We start from the raw sequence: 19,107 nt of genomic DNA, 5'->3' as shown, positions 1-19,107 counted from the left end.
AAGCTTGCCTATTATGAAGGGCAAGCTTTTTTGTTATAGGGAAAAGAGTGGTTTAATCCATATATTAGTACAACTACAGTATATGAAAAAAGGTAATTTGCTTCTATTTAAGGAAAATCTATGGGGTTTTTGATATAAATGGTATACTAAAATATAAATAGTATTAGGAGGTTATATATGATAAGTCAGTTGAAAAGAGAAGCACTTGATGCATTAAAAGGAAGATGGGGATTAGCGGTAGGGGCAACCTTATTAATCGGGATCCTTATTGGAGCTGTTGAAATGCTAACCACAGGTATTTTTTCGATATTTTGGGGTTGGGAAGAAGCAAGTGATTCACTTACAGTAAGTATTATTGTAATGCTTGTTATTGGTCCATTAACAATAGGTGCCTATTATCTTGTTTTAAATGCAATTCGTGGGACTGATGCTCGCATTGGTCATATATTTAGATGGTTTAGCGATGGAAGTAAGTTGATGAAGTCGTTTTTAACATATTTACTAATGTATGTATACTTGACTCTATGGACATTACTTCTTATTATTCCAGGTATTATTAAATCATTTTCTTATTCTATGACATATTTTATTTTGAATGATCATCCAGAATATACAGCGAATCAAGCAATTACTGAGAGTCGTCATATGATGAATGGACATAAAATGGATTACTTTTTACTATGCTTAAGTTTCTTAGGCTGGTTCATATTAAGTATTCTTACTATAGGAATCGGTTTCTTATGGTTAGCACCTTATTTCTACGCGACATCAGCCGCATTTTATGAAGAGATTTCAAAAGAATATTATAAAAAAGAAGGCACTACTTTCTAATAAAACATATAAACTATCTACCCTAAAGAATGTAGGGAGCAGATAGCAGATGGTTTAGGTGTTTTGATATTTGTCCTATTTTCGGGATTCACTTCAGGATAAGGTATAGATTTTTATATAGAAATGCTTCCCTCTATGTTTTATCATAGAGGGTTATTTTTTTATGTGAAAATGATAGGAAATAATGAATAATATATGTAAAGAAAAAAGCGAGGTGAATGAGAGTGAGCAAATTTTTAATACCGTATTCATTTTCTATATTAAGTTTCTTTATTTCAGCAACAGCACTTGATTTATATGATAGGATGGGAAACAATAGTGAGCTGGTTTCGCCGAACATAATTGGAAAGATAATTCAATCTACTGAGCAAATGGGAGTCCTTACATTGTATTTCGGAGTACCTATTATTTTAGGTGGCTGTCTACTTGGTGAGCTATTGTTTAGAGGTATCATTTTACGATTTAAACTAAGCTATATTATATCTTTATTATTATATCTATTTTTAGCTTTTAGTATTGTTTTCGTAACGGTAGGCATTCCAACTACATATGAAGATTCTAATACATTTTTCATGGGGATAACTATGATTTGTGCTGTTACATTCTTTGTGATTCGGAATATATGGGAAAACAAGTTAATAATGGAGTGACAAAATGAAATACACCTGTCCATGTTGCGGATATAAAGTTTCACTTTATTGGATCAGTTAGAAAACCGACTAGTGAAGATGTGAAGGATGCTAGTTGGCAGCGAATTTGTTAAGTAAAATGTTATTACTCAATTCAATGGGAGTAATAACATTTTTTATTTAGTGCTGAAAGAATTACTGCCGTCTTATAAAGTAATAAGAAGGACTAAATCGGTAAATTTTATTAATGGATATATTAGGAATGAATATGAAAGTATAGATGTATAGTCAATGTTGTGTATTTGATGTTATCATATTGAATGATATGGAAATTTTTAATAGAATAAGTAACTAAAAATTCAAAGGTAATGAAGCTTTTGTTGTATAAAGAAAATACTTAGTAGTAATCAACAATATTAAAAATAAGATTCGTATTTATATAAATTTAGTAGAAATGGGGTTTTAAAAAGGAATGAGTATAAGCATAACGCGGCAAAAGATTTTGGCGGCCGCTTCTCAAATTGTACAATGTAAAGGGGTTGCTAAATTAACTTTAGAAGCAGTGGCAAAAGAGGCGGGTTTAAGCAAAGGTGGATTATTGTATCACTTTTCAAATAAAGAAGCTTTAATAGAAGGTATGATAGTCCGAGGGGTAGAGGATTATGAAGGGGCCATTTACAATAAAGTAGCGGAAGACTCAGAGAGGAAAGGGAGATGGATTCGCTCTTTTGTAGAGGAAAGATTAAGTAATGAGAGAAGAACAGAAGAGTTGTCTAGCAGTATGATGGCAGCACTCATGTTAAAACCTGAATTACTTGAGCCATTACAACAATCATTTCAGCAACTACAAAAAAATATAGAAAATGATGAGATAGATTCAGTTTGTGCAACAATTATTAGATTAGCAGCAGATGGATTATGGTATTCGGAATATTTAGGGGTTGGAAGACTAAGCCCCGAGTTAAGAGAAAAAGTGATTCAAGCTCTTATTAGTAATTCATATAAATAGAATATACGAACTATATAATTTTAAAATGATTCACCATTGCTTCTTTAATGTAGTGGTGAATTATTTTTTTTATTAGAAAAATAGAACAATTTTATAGAGTATTGAATTATAACCGTCCAGACGGTATAGTAATATTTGGTTTAAGAGGAAAATGAAACAAAAAAAGAATAAAAGATATTTTTAGCACACTATTCGAAAGGATAGGCCGCAAAGCTTAGAGTCTACGGTAATACATATTGGTTACTAAGATCGTCTGGTTGCACATTTTTGATGCAACCGGACGGTCTTTTTTGTTATATAAATATAAAAAAATAGGAGGGAACTATGCAAATGAAAAGTACTAAAACACATATTTCAATGGTTTCATTAGTTTTTCTAGTATTATTTTCAGTGCTGAATGTGTGGGCTCCAGTTATTCAAGCTGCTGTGATGAAAAGTCCAGTGGACGAAATTAATATTTCCCGTACTGATGGCACGACATCTGAACCATATCAAGCCTCAGATGGTATGAAAGTAGAAGTGAAGTGGTCAGCTAAAGAAAAAATAAAAAGTGGAGATCAATTCACAATTGATATGCCAAAAGAGTTTCGGAAAGACCTTATGAATATGAGTTTTCCTTTAAAAGATGCTGAAGGAAAAACAGTTGGTACATGTGAGATGAAAAAGGGTCTATTAACGTGTACTATGGGTGATTACGTAGAAGGAAAGAATAACATTAAAGGTTCTTTATTCGTAGAATTCTACTTTGGTCTAGAAGCATATGATGGTGTTAAAGAAATTCCATTAGAATTTAACGTTGATGGTCAAATCGTAAATAAAGAAGTAAATGTAAGTAATACTACAGAGAGACCGAAGCCACAGCCCAATACAGATAATCTATTGAAATGGGGTTCTTATAATCAAGAAGATCCGTCCATTGCTGATTGGCTTGTATATGTAAATGCGACTGGAACAGAAATGCAAGATCTTAAATTAACAGATACATTAGGACCTGGGCATGAGTTAATTACAGACAGCGTAGTATTAGAAGAGGCTGTATTTGAAGATGGTTATGCACCAACAAATATTAAGCCAGCAGATTTATCTAACATTAAAATAAATGCAACAAAGGCTGGATTTACAATTGAATTTCCAGACAGTTCAAAAGGTTATATTTTAAGATATAAAACAAAGATTACTAATCCTGCTGCAAAGCCTCATAAAAATACTGTGAAATTAGAAGGTAAAAATATTAAAACTGAAGAAAAAGTAGGACAAGTATTTGTAAGTGGTGGAGGGGGAACCGGTTCAGGTGACGATAATCCACCTAGCATTGAAAAAAATATAGTTGATGAGAATGGCAAGCTTGTAGAGAATGAGCAGCTAACACAAATGAATCAAGTTATTCAATATCAAGTTGGTACACATATACCAAACGATCCTCCTAAATACACATCAATGGTAATTAGCGATGATTTAGAAGATGTTTTAGAAGTATTAGAGGCAAAAGTGTATGATCAAAATGGCCAAGATATTACTTCTAAAGGAACGCTAAAGATAGATAAACAAAGAAGTGAAGTAACATTTACGTTTGATGAGAATTTTGACTATAAGTCATATGAAGACCAGATAATTAATCTTAGTATCAAGGCGAAAATTAAAAATAATGCAGACTTATCTTCTTACGTAGATAAGAAGATTCCTAATAAAGCGGAATTACATTTTGATGATAAAACATTAACATCAAAAGAAGTAACTATTACACCGCCTGAAGCTCCAAAAGATGGTACAGTATCGCTTCATAAAATAGATTCTGAGAATCCGAACAAAGGGTTAAAAGGTGCCGAATTTGAAGTTCGAAATAGTGCAAATGAAGTTGTTGCAAAACTGACAACGGACGAAAAAGGTTTTTCAGTACCTCAAACTTTAGCTCCGGGGACATATAAAGTTTATGAAACAGTAGCACCAGAAGGATATCAAAAATTAACAAGCCCAGTAGAGGTTACACTTCAAGCTGGAGAAACAAAAACAATTGAAATTAAAAATACTGTGCAAAAGGGTCAAATTGAAATAAAGAAAATTGATTCGGAAAATGGTGAAAAACCATTAGCAAATGCAGAGTTTGATATAGTAAAAGACGGTGTAGTAGTCGAACATATTGTTACAGATAAAGATGGTAAGGCAACCTCTAAACCGTTAGCACTAGGAAAATATATTTTAAAAGAAACGAAAGCACCTGAAGGATACCAATTAAAAGAAACAGAGTTCGAAGTAAATGTAACAGGGGACGGCATATTCCCAATACAAGTGGAAAATGCAATGGTTGACAAAGGGAATATAGAAATCACAAAAGTGGATAAAGAAAACGGGGCAGTATTAGCGGGTGTCGAATTTGAAGTCCAAGATGAGAAAGATGGAGTAGTAAGAAAAGTAGTAACAGATAAAGATGGAAAAGCAAACGTTTCAGATCTATCAGTAGGAAAGTACAAATTAGTAGAGACGAAAAGCTTACCAGGTTATAAAAAGCTAACAGAACCAGTACCATTTGAAATTACAAAAGGTATGACAAAAACTGTATCGATAAAAGTAGAAAATGAGCAGTTAGACAAAGGCTCAGTAGAAATTACAAAAATAGATAAAGATAGCCAAAAAGTATTAGAAGGCGTAGTCTTCGAAGTGCAAGATGAGCAAGGAAAAGTAGTAACAGAAGTAAAAACAGATAAAGATGGTAAAGCAAAAATCTCAGATTTATCAGTAGGAAAGTACAAATTAGTAGAGACGAAAAGTTTACCTGGCTACAAAAAGCTAACAGAACCAGTATCATTCGAAATTACAAAAGGTATGACAACAGTCCTATCATTGAAAGTAGAAAATGAACAGTTAGATAAAGGTTCAGTAGAAATTACAAAAGTAGATAAAGACAACAAAAAAGCATTAAAAGGCGTAGTCTTTGAAGTGCAAGATGAAGCTGGAACAGTAGTAAAGGAAGTAAAAACAGATAAAGATGGTAAAGCAAAAATCTCAGATCTATCAGTAGGAAAGTACAAATTAGTAGAGAAAGAAAGTTTACCAGGCTATAAGAAACTAACAGATCCAGTATTATTTGAAATCAAAAAAGGCATGACTGAAGTTCTATCATTAAAAATAGAAAATGAAATGGTAGATACGGGAAATGTAGAGATAACAAAGATAGATAAAGATAATAAAGCACCGTTAGCGGGAGTAACATTCATCGTCCAAGATGAAAAGGGTAATGAAGTTACAAAAGTAACGACAGATAAAGATGGAAAAGCAAATGTTTCAGATTTACCTGTAGGAAAGTATGAATTAGTAGAGGTAGAAAGTTTACCTGGTTATAAAAAGCTAGAAAAACCAGTATCATTTGAAATCAAAAAAGGCATGACCGAGGTTCTATCATTAAAAGTAGAAAATGAAATGGTGGATACAGGGAATGTAGAGATAACAAAAATAGATAAAGATAGTAAAGCTCCATTAGAAAATGTTGTATTTGAAGTACGTGATTTAAAAGGAAAAGTAGTTGCAAAAGTAACGACGGATAAAGAAGGAAAAGCAAACGTTTCAGATTTATCTATCGGGAAGTATGAGTTGGTGGAAGTAGAAACACCGGCAGGATACAAACCACTAGAAAAGCCAATTTCATTCGAAATTGAAAAGGGTAGAGTAACAGCGCTAAAGCTAAGAGTAGAAAATGAATTAGTGGATACAGGAAATGTAGAAATTACAAAAGTAGATAAAGAAAATAAAGATGCTTTAGCTGATGCAGTCTTTGAAATTCAAGATGAAGCAGGACAAGTAGTCGCTAAAATAACGACAGATAAAAAAGGACAAGCACAAGTTACTAATTTATCAGTCGGCACATACAAGTTAGTAGAAGTAAAAGCACCAAAAGGATATAAACAATTAGTAGATCCGATTACTTTCCAAGTTGAAAAAGGCATGACAAAATCTCTTGCTTTAACAGTAGAAAACGAAATGTTAGACAAGGGAAATGTAGAAATCACAAAAGTAGATAAAGATAATCAAAAAGCATTAGCAGGTGTAGTCTTCGCAGTACAAGACGAACAAGGAAAAGTAGTAACGGAAGTAAAAACAGATAAAAATGGTAAAGCAAAAATCTCAGACTTATCTGTAGGAAAGTACAAATTAGTAGAGAAAGAAAGCTTACCAGGCTACAAACAATTAACAGAACCAGTATCGTTTGAAATCAAAAAGGGTATGACAAAAGTTTTATCATTGAAAGTAGAGAACGAACTGTTAGATAAAGGTTCAGTAGAGATTACAAAAGTAGACAAAGAAAGTGGCGCAGTATTAGCGGGCGTAACATTCGAAGTGCAAGATGAAAAAGATAAAGTAGTAACAAAAGTAACGACAGATAAAGAAGGAAAAGCAAAGATTGCTGATTTATCAGTAGGAAAATATAAGCTAGTAGAAGTAGAGAGCTTACCGGGATATAAAAAACTAGCGAAACCAGTATCATTTGAAATCAAAAAAGGTATGACAGAAGTCTTATCACTAAAAGTAGAGAATGAACTAGTAGATAAAGGTTCAGTAGAAATTACAAAAGTAGATAAAGATAGTCAAAAAGTATTAGAAGACGTAGTCTTCGAAGTGCAAGACGAACAAGGAAAAGTAGTAACGGAAGTAAAAACAGATAAAAATGGTAAAGCAAAAATCTCAGACTTATCTGTAGGAAAGTACAAATTAGTAGAGAAAGAAAGCTTACCAGGCTACAAAAAACTAACAGAGCCAGTATCATTCGAAATTAAAAAGGGTATGACAGAAGTCTTATCATTAAAAGTAGAGAATGAACAGTTAGACAAAGGTTCAGTAGAAATCACAAAAGTAGATAAAGATAGTCAAAAAGTATTAGAAGACGTAGTCTTCGCAGTACAAGACGAACAAGGAAAAGTAGTAACGGAAGTAAAAACAGATAAAAATGGTAAAGCAAAAATCTCAGACTTATCTGTAGGAAAGTACAAATTAGTAGAGAAAGAAAGCTTACCAGGTTACAAACAATTAACAGAACCAGTATCATTCGAAATCAAAAAAGGTATGACAAAAGTTTTATCATTGAAAGTAGAGAACGAACTGTTAGATAAAGGTTCAGTAGAGATTACAAAAGTAGACAAAGAAAGTGGCGCAGTATTAGCGGGCGTAACATTTGAAGTTCAAGACGACAAAGGCAAGGTAGTAACGAAAGTAACGACAGATAAAGCTGGAAAAGCAACAGTTGCAGATTTATCAGTAGGAAAGTACAAGCTAGTAGAAGTAGAGAGTTTACCAGGCTACAAAAAACTAGAAAAGCCTGTACCATTTGAAATTACAAAAGGTATGATAAAATCTTTAGCGTTCACTGTAGAAAATGAAATGGTAGATACGGGGAATGTAGAAATCAAAAAAATAGATAAAGACAGTAAAGCACCATTAGAAAATGTTGTATTTGAAGTACGTGACTCAAAAGGCAAAGTAGTTGCGAAAGTAGCAACGGATAAAGAAGGAAAAGCAAACGTTTCAGATTTATCTATTGGAAAGTATGAGTTAGTAGAAGTAGAAACACCAGCAGGCTACAAACCACTAGAAAAGCCAGTATCATTCGAAATTACAAAAGGTATGACGAAAGTCTTATCATTGCAAGTAGAGAATGAACAGTTAGACAAAGGTTCAGTGGAGATTACAAAAATGGCCGCTGAAAGCAAGGAAGTCTTATCAGGAGCTGTGTTTGAAGTTCATGATGAAAAGGGAAAAATAGTAGTGAAAGTAACAACAGATAAAGATGGAAAGGCAAAAATCACAGATCTATCTGTAGGTAACTACACACTAGTAGAAGTAGAAGCACCAAAAGGTTATGAAAAATTAACTAATCCAATTCCATTTGAAATTACAAATGGAATGATAAATGCAGTTCAATTAGAAGTATTAAACAAATTGAATCATTTAGCGCCACCAGGCCCAGAAACACCAGATCCAGAAAAACCTGGAACACCAGATCCAGAAAAACCTGGAACACCAGATCCAGAAAAACCTGGAACACCAGATCCAGAAAAACCTGGAACACCGAATCCGGAGAAACCTGGAACACCGAATCCGGAGAAACCTGGAACACCGAATCCAGAAAAGCCTGGAACACCGAATCCGGAGAAACCTGGAACACCGAATCCAGAAAAGCCTGGAACACCGAATCCAGAAAAGCCTGGGACACCGAATCCAGAGAAACTTGAAAAAGAATTACCGAAGACAGGGCAGAAAATGCCTGTGGAACTATATATGGGAGCACTTCTTGTAATGATGAGTTTTGGATTACTCATATTAGGTAGAAAACAGCAGAGATAATAAAGGTGAAAAGGTATCCTCAAAGTATTTGAGGATACCTTTTTTAGCATAAAAAAAAGCATCTAGCAAAAGTACTAGATGCAAATAAAAACACAAGGGAAGACAAAGTTCTTCCCTTTTCCCGTATGTAATTATATCAAAAAATTTATAAAAAACTAGCTATATTTAAAATATAATTTTTAAAAAAGTTATATACATAAATAATTGCAATACGCGCAGTTTTATCTTTCTGAAAAATCTATTTCTTTATTTTTGAATATTAAGACTAATGTTGATAAATCTTCAGATAATTAGAAAAAACACCCGAAAGGATATATAATATTGCTTAATAAATAATTTTAATGAGTTGCGTATATTTCATTTGATGTATTAATTGAATATCATAATTTAAAATTTTATTAAGCAAGAATCTCGGTTACGTATTGCATTTCTAACATAGGGTGAGAAAGAAAAATACAATAGTGTGGAGGTTTTTATAATGACGTTTGTTCTTAGTAAAATGAGTGGCTTTAGCATAGAAGAAAAGGTACATGAATTTGAATCTAAAGGATTCCTTGAAATCTCAAATGAAATCTTTTTACAAGAGGAAGAGAATCATAGTTTATTAACACAAGCACAGTTAGATTATTATAATTTGGCAGATGATGCGTACGGTGAATGTCGTGCTAGATCTTATTCAAGGTATATAAAGTATGTTGATTCACCAGATTATATTTTAGATAATAGTAATGATTACTTCCAATCTAAAGAATATAACTATGATGATGGCGGGAAAGTTAGACAGTTCAATAGCATAAATGATAGCTTTTTATATAATCCTTTAATTCAAAATATCGTGCGTTTCGATACTGAATTTGCATTTAAAACAAATATAATAGATACAAGTAAAGATTTAATTATAGGGTTACATCAAGTAAGGTATAAAGCTACTAAAGAAAGACCATCTTTTAGTTCGCCTATTTGGTTACATAAAGATGATGAACCAGTAGTGTTTTTACACCTTATGAATTTAAGTAATACAGCTATTGGCGGAGATAATTTAATAGCTAATTCTCCACGGGAAATTAATCAGTTTATAAGTTTGAAGGAGCCTTTAGAAACTTTAGTATTTGGACAAAAGGTCTTCCATGCCGTAACGCCACTTGGAACAGAATGTAGTACTGAAGCTTTTCGTGATATTTTATTAGTAACATTTTCTTATAAGGAGACAAAATGAGAGAGAATAAAATAATTATGATTTCTGGAGCCAATAGCGGTATAGGTCATGCTTGTATAAAATACTTTTTAGAAAAATCATTTCATGTAATAGCGCTTGATATTAATAATAATAACTTAATAGATTATATGAAAACAGATATGCCTTTGAAAGTAGTGCAAATTGATTTAAGTAATAGCGAAGCGATTCATAATCTTTTTACTCAATTAGATTTAGAAAAGCTTTCTCCTGATATATTAATAAATGCAGCTGGTATTCGAGAGATAACACCTGTTTTACATTTATCCGATGATATGTTTAAAAAAGTAATTGATGTAAATTTAGTAGCCCCATTTATCCTTTCTAGGGAAGTAGCTAAGCGATGGTGTGAATCGAAAATAAAAGGTTGTATTGTGAATATAGCATCGGTTTCTGGATTAATGGCTGAACCAGAGCGAGCTGCTTATGTTGCATCAAAGCATGCTTTAATCGGATTGACTAAACAGATGGCTATGGAATTTGGGAAGCAAAATATAAGGGTGAATAGCATTTCTCCCGGTGTTATTAGAACTGAACTTACAGAAGAATACTTTAGTAATACAGCCTTGATGTCTATGATAAAAAGTAATCAATCTTTAGATACTTGGGGGTTGCCGCAGGATATTGTTTCATGTATTGAGTACTTGATTTCTGATCAGGCCCGCTTTATTACTGGTTCTAATTTTGTAATTGATGGTGGTTGGACTGCTGGGAAAAATTTATAATTGAGTGTTTTTGAGGAAAAGCACCTGTCCTTTTTTAGGCTGGTGTTTTTCTCACTATAAACCGAGTTTTTATTGGAGGGGGATTAATTTGCTTCAAAAAAGTTTTAAGCAAGAGAAAACGGTACCGGCTTTAAAGATGATAGCATCAATGGTTATCTTTGGATCAGTTGGATTCTTTTCAGTTCAAACAAACTTACCTTCGTTTGAATTAGTGTTTGTAAGGTGTATTTTTGCGACAATATTTTTAAGTGTATGCTGGTTGCTTACAGGGCAATATAAACAAGATAAATGGGAACGAAAAGAAGTTATTCAAGTTTTAATATGTGGCTTTTTCTTAGTATTTAATTGGGTTTTCTTATTTAAAGCCTTTGAAAATATGTCAGTTACAATTGCTATCTCGGTTTATCATCTTGCACCAGTAATTGTACTGTTAATTGGAAGTATCGTCTTTAAAGAAAAATTAACATTAATATCTATCATTTCAATAGTTGTGTGTTTTGCAGGAGCTTTATTAATTGCTGGTATCGATGGAAGTTTCTCTGTCGGTTCATTAATGTCTTCAGGTATGATATGGGGATTTCTTGCAGCTCTCTTTTATGCATTTACAACTTTATTTGGTAAAGGGATTAACAAAATGAGTGCGTATGCAATGACATTTTTACAAACATTCTTGGGGATATTTCTTTTAATACCATTTATAGATTTAGATGCTTTTAGTGGCCTCACTCAAAGTAATTGGACATATATTATAGCTACTGGTTTTATTCACACAGGGATAGTATATTATCTGTTTTTTGATAGTTTACGCTATTTATCTACAAAAACAATCTCAATATTAGTTTTTTTGGATCCGGCAGTGGCAATATTATTAGATACTGTACTTACTGGATTCCGTCCAACTTTAATGCAAATAACAGGAATTCTTTTTATTTTTATTGGTATGACTTTAACATTAAAAAAATCTAAAGATAAAAAACTGAGCCAAAAAGAAAAGCGAATTGAAAGCGATGCTAGTATATCTCAACAATAATGAAATATATTGTGTATAAAACGATAAACCTTGCATGAATCATGTAAGGTTTATTTTAGTTCAATATAATTCATATGTATAATATATAATTTTCAAAACTGAGGTGTGTGTTTCTTTAATATGCTTTTAATTCATATATTTTTATTTGACTATAAATTTACAAAAATGTATATAAAATCTTATTTTTTGATAATATATAAGTAATAAATTTATAGAATTGGAGTGATGAGATGCAGCCGTTAGAAAGGGAGATTCATTCTAATATGCTGAAAGTGTGGCGAATTCACGCTTTAATTGGGACGGCAGTTATACTAACAGTCGTAATTGCGTATTTCTTTTTTATGATTAACTTTAACTGGTGGGGCTGGTTGTTTGGACTATTAGTAACAGGAGCTATTACATTTATTCCACTTGATTATTTTGTGTTTCCAAATTTACGTCAGCGCTATTATAGTTACAGATTAAATGAAGAAGAGATTGAGATTCAAAAGGGAATGTTCGTTGTAAAACGCGTACTTATTCCGATGATCCGTGTGCAGCACGTAACGATTGAGCAAGGGCCGATCATGAGAAAGTATAATTTAGCAGAATTACACATTTCAACAGCCGCAACTTCTCATAGTATTCCAGGTTTAACGAAAGAAGAAGCAGAACAGCTAAAAAGACAAATTGGAGAACTTGCGAAAGTGAGTGATAAGGATGTATAAGAGGCAACATCCGATTACGATATTGTTAGGTATTAGAGTTGCGAGTTTGTTGCCACTTATTATTCTTGTTTTATTTAAACCTGATGAACAAGTGGAACCTTGGTATTTATTTTATCTTTTCCTTCTGGTTGTTTTATTCATCATGGCTATTTTTTCAGCAATTAAATGGTATTTTAAAGTGTACTGGATTGAGAATAATATTTTACATATAAAGCACGGTGTTTTTGTAAAGAAGGAAAGTTATTTAAATAAAGAACGTGTGCAAAATGTTAGTACGTCTTCTAATGTCATTTATCAGATGCTTGGGCTTATGAAGTTAAATATAGAAGTAGCGGGTGGTGGTAGTGAACCAGAAGTGATGTTGGCTGGTATTAAAGAAGACGAGGCAAAACATTTAATCTCTTTATTACATAAGAAAGAAACTACTGTAAAAGAAGAAATAGAAGAGGAAGAAAGCAAGACGGTTTATCAGTTAACAGCGAAAGAGGTTTTAGCAGCAGCGATTACATCTGGTCGGTTCGGACTAGTGTTTTCTGGACTGGTACTTCTTTACACAAAGTTTGATTTTGTTCTTCCTGAAGGATTCACAAGTAAAGTAGAAGCGTATGTGATGGGAAACGGTGTTTATAAACTAATTGTAATAGCATTAATTTTAATGGCAATTTCATGGATTATTTCCACGGCTGGATATGTGTTGAAATATGCAAACTTTAAAATTGAGCGAAAAGGGGAAGAAATTCGTATCGTTCAAGGGTTATTTGAAAAGAAAGAGTTTGTCTTAAAATTGCACCGAATTCAAGCGATTACTGTAAAAGAATGTATGCTTCGCCAGCCATTTGGTTATTGCGCTGTTGAAGTGGAAGCAATTCACAGTATTGGAGCAGCAAGTAATGAAGTGATGCTGCATCCTTTTATGAAGAAAAAAGATGTACAGCACCTGCTCACATATTTAGAGTTACCTTATGAAATTGAAGCGGAGATCGCTCACTTACCAAAAACAGCGTTGCGTCGTTATTTCATTATGGGCTGGTTAATAAGTATCATACTCACAGTTCTAATTGCTAGCGTGAGTATATATTTAAAACAATATATTGCGTTATTTTTTATTTTACCGTTATTTATCGTGTTTTCGTTACTTGCGTATGCTAGATATAAAAGTGGCGGTTATGAATTAAGAGAAAATCAACTAACGGTTGTATATCGTAATTTTTCGAAATATACAGGAATAATGCGAAGAAGACATGTTCAAGCAGTAGGTTATAATCAATCGTATTTTCAAAGAAAGGATGAATTATGTACAACTCTTGTAGCGGTAGCGGGGCGGGGTTATGAAGTAAAGCATATGAGAAAAAAAGATTCACTTCGTATATATAATTGGTACAAAGAAAAAGGAAACACCGGTGTGTAATGGTGTTTCCTTTTTGTGTCATGATTTGTCGATAAGTCGATATATTCGAAGAATCGCTGATATAATTCGAGTTGCGCTGATATATTCAGAAAAACGCTGATATAATTCGAGTTGCGCTGATATATTCGAAGAATCGCTGATATAATTCGAGTTGCGCTGATATATTCAGAAAAACGCTGATATAATTCGAGTTGCGCTGATATATTCGAAAAATCGCCGATATAATTTCACATACCGCGGTTTCCGAACTCCAAACTCAAAAAAATTAAACTAATACATCAAAAGTAGTCACAAAAGAAGGGCGAGAGAAAATACTTTTCTGCTGTTCCGCATGTGGATGCGCCTGAGCCTGAGCTTGTCCTTCTGCTTGTGCAGGGCGTTTTTTATGAGCGTTTTCGAATGAACGTGATTCTGTCCAGTCTTTAAAGTTTTGCTCTGTTTCCCACATCGTTAAGATGACATATGTATCGTTACTTAATGGGCGTAGAACACGGATTGCTTGGAATCCTGGTTCGTTTTCAATAAGGCCTGCGCGGTTTTTAAAGCGGTTTTCAAATACAGGGCGACCTTCGTCTGTTACAGAAATATTGTTACAAACGATATAGCCAGGTTGTCCTTTAAATTCACCGACAGCATCTAGTACGTCATACTGAAGTGAGCCTTCTACAGATTCTTCTGTATTTTCTTTATAAAACATATTTTTCTCATCATTTTTTGCAGTGAAATGTACTTGTTCTAGAGGTGTTTCGTATGAAATAATAGCCTTCATTTTAATGCCCCCTTACTAGTTTGTTTCTATTATATCAACTCTCTTAAAAAACTTCGAAGATTATATACATAAAGATACTTCTTTTTCAAATAATAAATGTACCATCATTTGGAAAGAAGGACGATGTATGAAGAAAGTAAAGTGGACTTTATTAGGCGGCGTCGCAACGTTCGTAATAGCGATTGTACTCTATAAACTTATCGTGTTAGCTGGTGGCTATATGATGGATGAAAAGCAGCTCGTTTTCCACTCTTCATCACGTATCGTTGACCAGAAAGGGAAAGAAATTACGAAATTATATGTAGAGAATAGAGAGCTCGTACCGATCGAGCAAATTCCGAAGCATGTGCAGCAGGCATTTGTTGCGGTGGAAGATTCTCGTTTTTATGAGCATCAAGGGATTGATTATCCGTCTATATTCCGTGCTCTTTATAAAGATACGTTAGCTAGAGAGAAGGTAGAGGGCGGTAGTACCATTACGCAGCAACTCGCTAAAAACGTCTTTTTAACTCGTGAAAAAACATTTACGCGCAAATTGAAGGAAGTCGCAATTTCTCTTCAATTAGAGCAAAAATATACGAAGCAACAAATTCTTGAAATGTATATGAATCATATTTATTTTGGTCATGGGGCTTACGGTATTCAAGCGGCAGCAAAGTTATATTTTAATAAAAATGTTGAGGATTTAACAGTAGAGGAAGGGGCAATGCTTGCAGGCCTTCCGAAGTCACCAAACGGATATTCACCGTACTATTCTGCAGAGAAGAGTAAGGAACGCCGCGATCTAGTATTGTCACTTATGCATAAACAAGGCTATTTGACTGCCGAAGATAGCGTTCGTTATCAAGGAAAGACGATTGCTTTATATAAAAACTTAGACGAAAATGAGCTTGCATATATGCCGTATATTGATATGGTCATAGATGAAGCCGCTCGTTTATACGGGTTGTCTCATCAAGAAGTACTTCGCGGAGGATATACGTTTGTCGTACCTATGGATGAAAAGATTCAAAAGGTAGCATATAACCAGTTTCAAGATGCAAGGAATTTTCCTGGGAAAGAAGAAGGGGCGCAAGGTGCTTTCTTATTAATGGATAATCGTACGGGAGGGATTAAAGCGGCGATTGGGGGAAGAAAGTACGTCCCGAGAGGATTTAATCGTGTTTTTGCCAAAAGGCAGCCCGGATCTGTTTTAAAACCACTTATCGTTTATGCACCAGCACTAGAAACGAAAAAGTATAATCCGTATTCTTTATTAACAAATGAAAGAAATTCTTTTGAAGGGTATGAACCTCGAAATTATAATCATGAGTATTCAAAAGAAATGACGATGTATGATGCGATTTTAGAGTCGGCAAACGTACCGGCAGTTTCTTTATTAAATGAGTTAGGGGTAGAAGAAGGAAAGCAATATTTAGAAAAAGGAAATGTCCATATTGCAGATGCTGGTTTAAGTACAGCGCTTGGGGGACTAAAAAATGGCGTTTCAACATTTGATCTTGTAAAAATGTATCGTTCATTTTTAGCAAATGGAAATATTATTGAACCGCACGTTATTGATAAAGTATTAAACAGACACGGTGCAGTCATTGGGGAATCTCCAAAAGTAGAGACGAAAATCTTCTCGAAGCAGACAGCATGGTATATGACGAAAATGTTAGAAGGAGTTGTGAAGGAAGGAACAGCGAGAGTTGGTGTATATAACGGTGCGTTAGCTGGAAAAACGGGTACAACTTCATTGCCAAATGACGATAAGGGAGCAAGAGATATGTGGTTCGTCGGCTATACACCTAACTTAGTAGGCGCTGTTTGGATTGGTTATGATCGTACGGATAAGGAGCATCAGTTGCAAGGAGAAAGTGCATCTGCGACAAAATTGTTTAAGAAAATTTTAACGAAGGCTAATGTAGAACATAAAGAGAAGTTTATGAAGCCTGAAGGTGTGGAAACAATCGGCGCTCCGATTCGACTGCGCAAAATTGAAGATGTAAAAATGAAACTATCATTTAGCCCTTTCGGTTTATTTAAAGCAAAATTAAGTTGGACGCCACTTCCAGATAACAGAATTATGTACCGAATCTATAGAGTGGAGAACGGAATTCATACACATGTTAGCACTGTAAATGGTGCTGGGGAATATGAGGAAAAGTTCGTTAACATATTTTCAAAACCGAGCTTTTACGTTGTACCATATAATACACAAACGAATCGTGAAGGAGAAAAGTCAAAAGTAGCTAAACCATAGTTTTTCTCTGTGTTATAATAAGAATGTTGTGAAAATAGTAAGCGTTTTTAAGAATGTTTGTGTCAATTTAATGAACAACGTACATAATATTATGCATTTTGTTTTTACAAGCTGTATAGTAAAAAAAGATAAATATCGAACGTATTCGAAGCATTGGTAAGGAAGGGAGCAAGGGTCTTGGTAAGAACTATAAATGAGACATTTTTAAAAGCATGTAGGGGGGAACGTACCGATTATGTACCAGCATGGTATATGCGTCAAGCAGGTCGTTCACAGCCGGAATATAGAAAGATTAAAGAAAAGTATTCTTTATTTGAAATTACACATAATCCAGAGTTATGTGCTTACGTTACAAAATTGCCGGTTGATCAGTATAACGTAGACGCAGCAATTCTTTATAAAGATATTATGTCACCACTACCTGCAATTGGTGTGGATGTAGAAATTAAATCAGGTATTGGCCCAGTTATTGATAATCCAATCCGTTCTTTACAAGACGTAGAAAAACTAGGGGAAATCAATCCAGAAGATGACGTACCGTACATACTAGATACAATTCGTTTATTAACGACAGAAATGTTAGACGTACCGTTAATCGGTTTTTCAGGAGCTCCATTTACATTAGCGAGCTATATGATTGAAGGCGGTCCATCTCGTAACTACCATAATACGAAAGCGTTCATGTATGCAGAGCCAAAAGCTTGGTTCGCTTTAATGGATAAACTAGCAGATATGGTTATTACATATTTAAAAGCGCAAATAAACGCAGGAGCAAAAGCAGTTCAAATTTTCGATTCTTGGGTTGGAACAGTAAATGTAGCAGATTATCGCGTATTTATTAAACCAGCAATGGAGCGTATTTTTGCAGAAGTTCGTAAGATGGGTGTACCGATGATTATGCACGGCGTAGGAGCTGCACACTTAGTGAATGAGTGGCACGACTTACCGCTTGATGTAGTCGGCTTAGACTGGCGCTTACCGATTGAAGAAGCACGTGCACGTGGCGTTCATAAGGCGGTACAAGGTAATATGGACCCTTCATTCTTACTTGCGCCATGGTCTGTTATTGAAGAACATGTAAAAGGTATTTTAGATCAAGGGATGAAACAGCCGGGTTATATCTTTAACTTAGGTCACGGTGTATTCCCAGAAGTAAATCCGGATACATTAAAACGTTTAACTACATTTATTCATGAATACTCTAAAGGGCAGTTAGCGAAGTAAAGGAGAATTGCTGTATGAAAAAGAAAATTGGTTTGCTTGTAATGGCATACGGAACGCCATATAAAGAAGAAGATATTGAACGTTACTATACACATATTCGCAGAGGAAGAAAGCCAAGTCCTGAAATGCTAGAAGATTTAACAGAGCGTTACCGTGCAATTGGTGGTATTTCTCCTTTAGCTACTATTACATTAGAGCAAGCTAAGAAGTTAGAGAAGCGTTTAAATGAAGTACAAGATGAAGTAGAGTACCATATGTATCTTGGCTTAAAACATATTGAACCGTTTATTGAAGATGCGGTCAAAGATATGCATAACGACGGAATACAAGATGCAATCGCACTTGTTCTTGCACCTCACTATTCTACGTTTAGCGTGAAATCATACGTTGGACGAGCACAAGAAGAAGCTGAGAAACTTGGAAACTTAACAATTCACGGCATTGATAGCTGGTATAAAGAGCCGAAATTCATCCAGTACTGGGTTGATGCAGTGAAAGGTATATATAACGGTATGTCAGATGCAGAGCGTGAAAAAGCAGTATTAATCGTATCTGCACATAGTTTACCAGAGAAAATTATTGCAATGGGCGATCCATATCCAGATCAATTAAATGAAACAGCGGATTATATCGCGCGCGGAGCGGAAGTAGCAAACTATGCAGTAGGCTGGCAAAGTGCAGGGAACACACCAGATCCTTGGATTGGTCCAGATGTACAAGATTTAACGAGAGAACTAAATGAAAAGCACGGTTATACTTCATTCATATATGCACCAGTTGGATTTGTTGCGGAACATTTAGAAGTTTTATATGATAACGACTTTGAGTGTAAAGTTGTAACGGATGAAATTGGTGCGAAATATTATCGTCCAGAAATGCCAAATGCATCGGACGCATTTATTGATTGTTTAACAGATGTTGTATTAAAGAAAAAAGAATCTGTACTGTAAGAAGAAAGGGGGAGCC

The 19,107-nt window shown here is 34.2% G+C and carries 13 protein-coding genes and 1 riboswitch; of the genes, 12 read left to right on the top strand and 1 reads right to left on the bottom strand.

Annotation, left to right across the window (positions count from 1 at the left end):
* Positions 1-177 precede the first annotated feature (177 nt).
* From EBQ15_RS18020 to EBQ15_RS17980, 9 genes are all read left to right on the top strand, one after another.
* Positions 178-831 carry a DUF975 family protein gene (locus EBQ15_RS18020; RefSeq protein WP_000625399.1) on the top strand — a complete coding sequence of 218 codons (654 nt, stop codon included), beginning with the start codon at positions 178-180 and terminating at the stop codon, positions 829-831.
* 224 nt (positions 832-1,055) lie between these two features.
* Positions 1,056-1,481 carry a hypothetical protein gene (locus EBQ15_RS18015; RefSeq protein WP_033682783.1) on the top strand — a complete coding sequence of 142 codons (426 nt, stop codon included), beginning with the start codon at positions 1,056-1,058 and terminating at the stop codon, positions 1,479-1,481.
* 451 nt (positions 1,482-1,932) lie between these two features.
* Positions 1,933-2,469 (top strand): TetR/AcrR family transcriptional regulator, encoded by a 537-nt coding sequence (locus EBQ15_RS18010; RefSeq protein ID WP_000028008.1) that lies wholly within the window; start codon positions 1,933-1,935, stop codon positions 2,467-2,469.
* A gap of 172 nt (positions 2,470-2,641) precedes the next feature.
* A riboswitch (cyclic di-GMP riboswitch) is annotated at positions 2,642-2,734 on the top strand.
* Between the two features lie 59 nt (positions 2,735-2,793).
* The gene (locus EBQ15_RS18005) at positions 2,794-8,799 is read left to right on the top strand and encodes a SpaA isopeptide-forming pilin-related protein (protein ID WP_033693066.1); all 6,006 of its coding nucleotides are present in this window, start codon (positions 2,794-2,796) and stop codon (positions 8,797-8,799) included.
* Positions 8,800-9,277: 478 nt separating this feature from the next.
* Positions 9,278-10,015, top strand: a complete 738-nt coding sequence (locus EBQ15_RS18000) for a 2OG-Fe dioxygenase family protein (RefSeq protein WP_000144823.1) — start codon at positions 9,278-9,280, stop codon at positions 10,013-10,015.
* Positions 10,012-10,758, top strand: a complete 747-nt coding sequence (locus EBQ15_RS17995; RefSeq protein ID WP_001208941.1) for an SDR family NAD(P)-dependent oxidoreductase — start codon at positions 10,012-10,014, stop codon at positions 10,756-10,758. The genes EBQ15_RS18000 and EBQ15_RS17995 overlap by 4 nt, the downstream gene beginning before the upstream one ends.
* A gap of 88 nt (positions 10,759-10,846) precedes the next feature.
* Positions 10,847-11,788 carry a DMT family transporter gene (locus EBQ15_RS17990; RefSeq protein WP_000939630.1) on the top strand — a complete coding sequence of 314 codons (942 nt, stop codon included), beginning with the start codon at positions 10,847-10,849 and terminating at the stop codon, positions 11,786-11,788.
* A gap of 230 nt (positions 11,789-12,018) precedes the next feature.
* On the top strand, positions 12,019-12,495 hold the full coding sequence (locus tag EBQ15_RS17985; RefSeq protein ID WP_001182725.1) for a PH domain-containing protein: 477 nt from the start codon (positions 12,019-12,021) through the stop codon (positions 12,493-12,495).
* A complete protein-coding gene (locus EBQ15_RS17980) occupies positions 12,488-13,903 on the top strand; it encodes a PH domain-containing protein (RefSeq protein ID WP_000278148.1) in 1,416 nt (471 codons plus the stop codon). Before EBQ15_RS17985 ends, EBQ15_RS17980 begins: the two co-directional genes overlap by 8 nt.
* A 265-nt stretch (positions 13,904-14,168) precedes the next feature.
* Here EBQ15_RS17980 and hmoB read toward each other — a convergent pair whose 3' ends face one another.
* Positions 14,169-14,672, bottom strand: coding sequence for a heme-degrading monooxygenase HmoB (hmoB, locus tag EBQ15_RS17975; RefSeq protein ID WP_000644099.1), 504 nt, complete (start codon positions 14,670-14,672; stop codon positions 14,169-14,171).
* 127 nt (positions 14,673-14,799) lie between these two features.
* Here hmoB and EBQ15_RS17970 point away from each other — a divergent pair, with 127 nt between their 5' ends.
* The 3 genes from EBQ15_RS17970 to hemH all read left to right on the top strand — a co-directional run bounded on the left by EBQ15_RS17970 (position 14,800) and on the right by hemH (position 19,091).
* A complete protein-coding gene (locus EBQ15_RS17970) occupies positions 14,800-16,917 on the top strand; it encodes a transglycosylase domain-containing protein (protein ID WP_000756281.1) in 2,118 nt (705 codons plus the stop codon).
* Between the two features lie 177 nt (positions 16,918-17,094).
* Positions 17,095-18,141 (top strand): uroporphyrinogen decarboxylase, encoded by a 1,047-nt coding sequence (gene hemE / locus EBQ15_RS17965; protein WP_000252605.1) that lies wholly within the window; start codon positions 17,095-17,097, stop codon positions 18,139-18,141.
* Between the two features lie 14 nt (positions 18,142-18,155).
* The gene (gene hemH, locus EBQ15_RS17960; RefSeq protein WP_000726774.1) at positions 18,156-19,091 is read left to right on the top strand and encodes a ferrochelatase; all 936 of its coding nucleotides are present in this window, start codon (positions 18,156-18,158) and stop codon (positions 19,089-19,091) included.
* Positions 19,092-19,107: the final 16 nt, after the last annotated feature.

This window comes from Bacillus sp. 2D03 (genome assembly GCF_003946765.1).
GTDB lineage: Bacteria > Bacillota > Bacilli > Bacillales > Bacillaceae_G > Bacillus_A > Bacillus_A cereus.
Note: the sequence above shows the minus strand (reverse complement) of the source record. Positions and strands in the feature narration are given on the sequence as shown.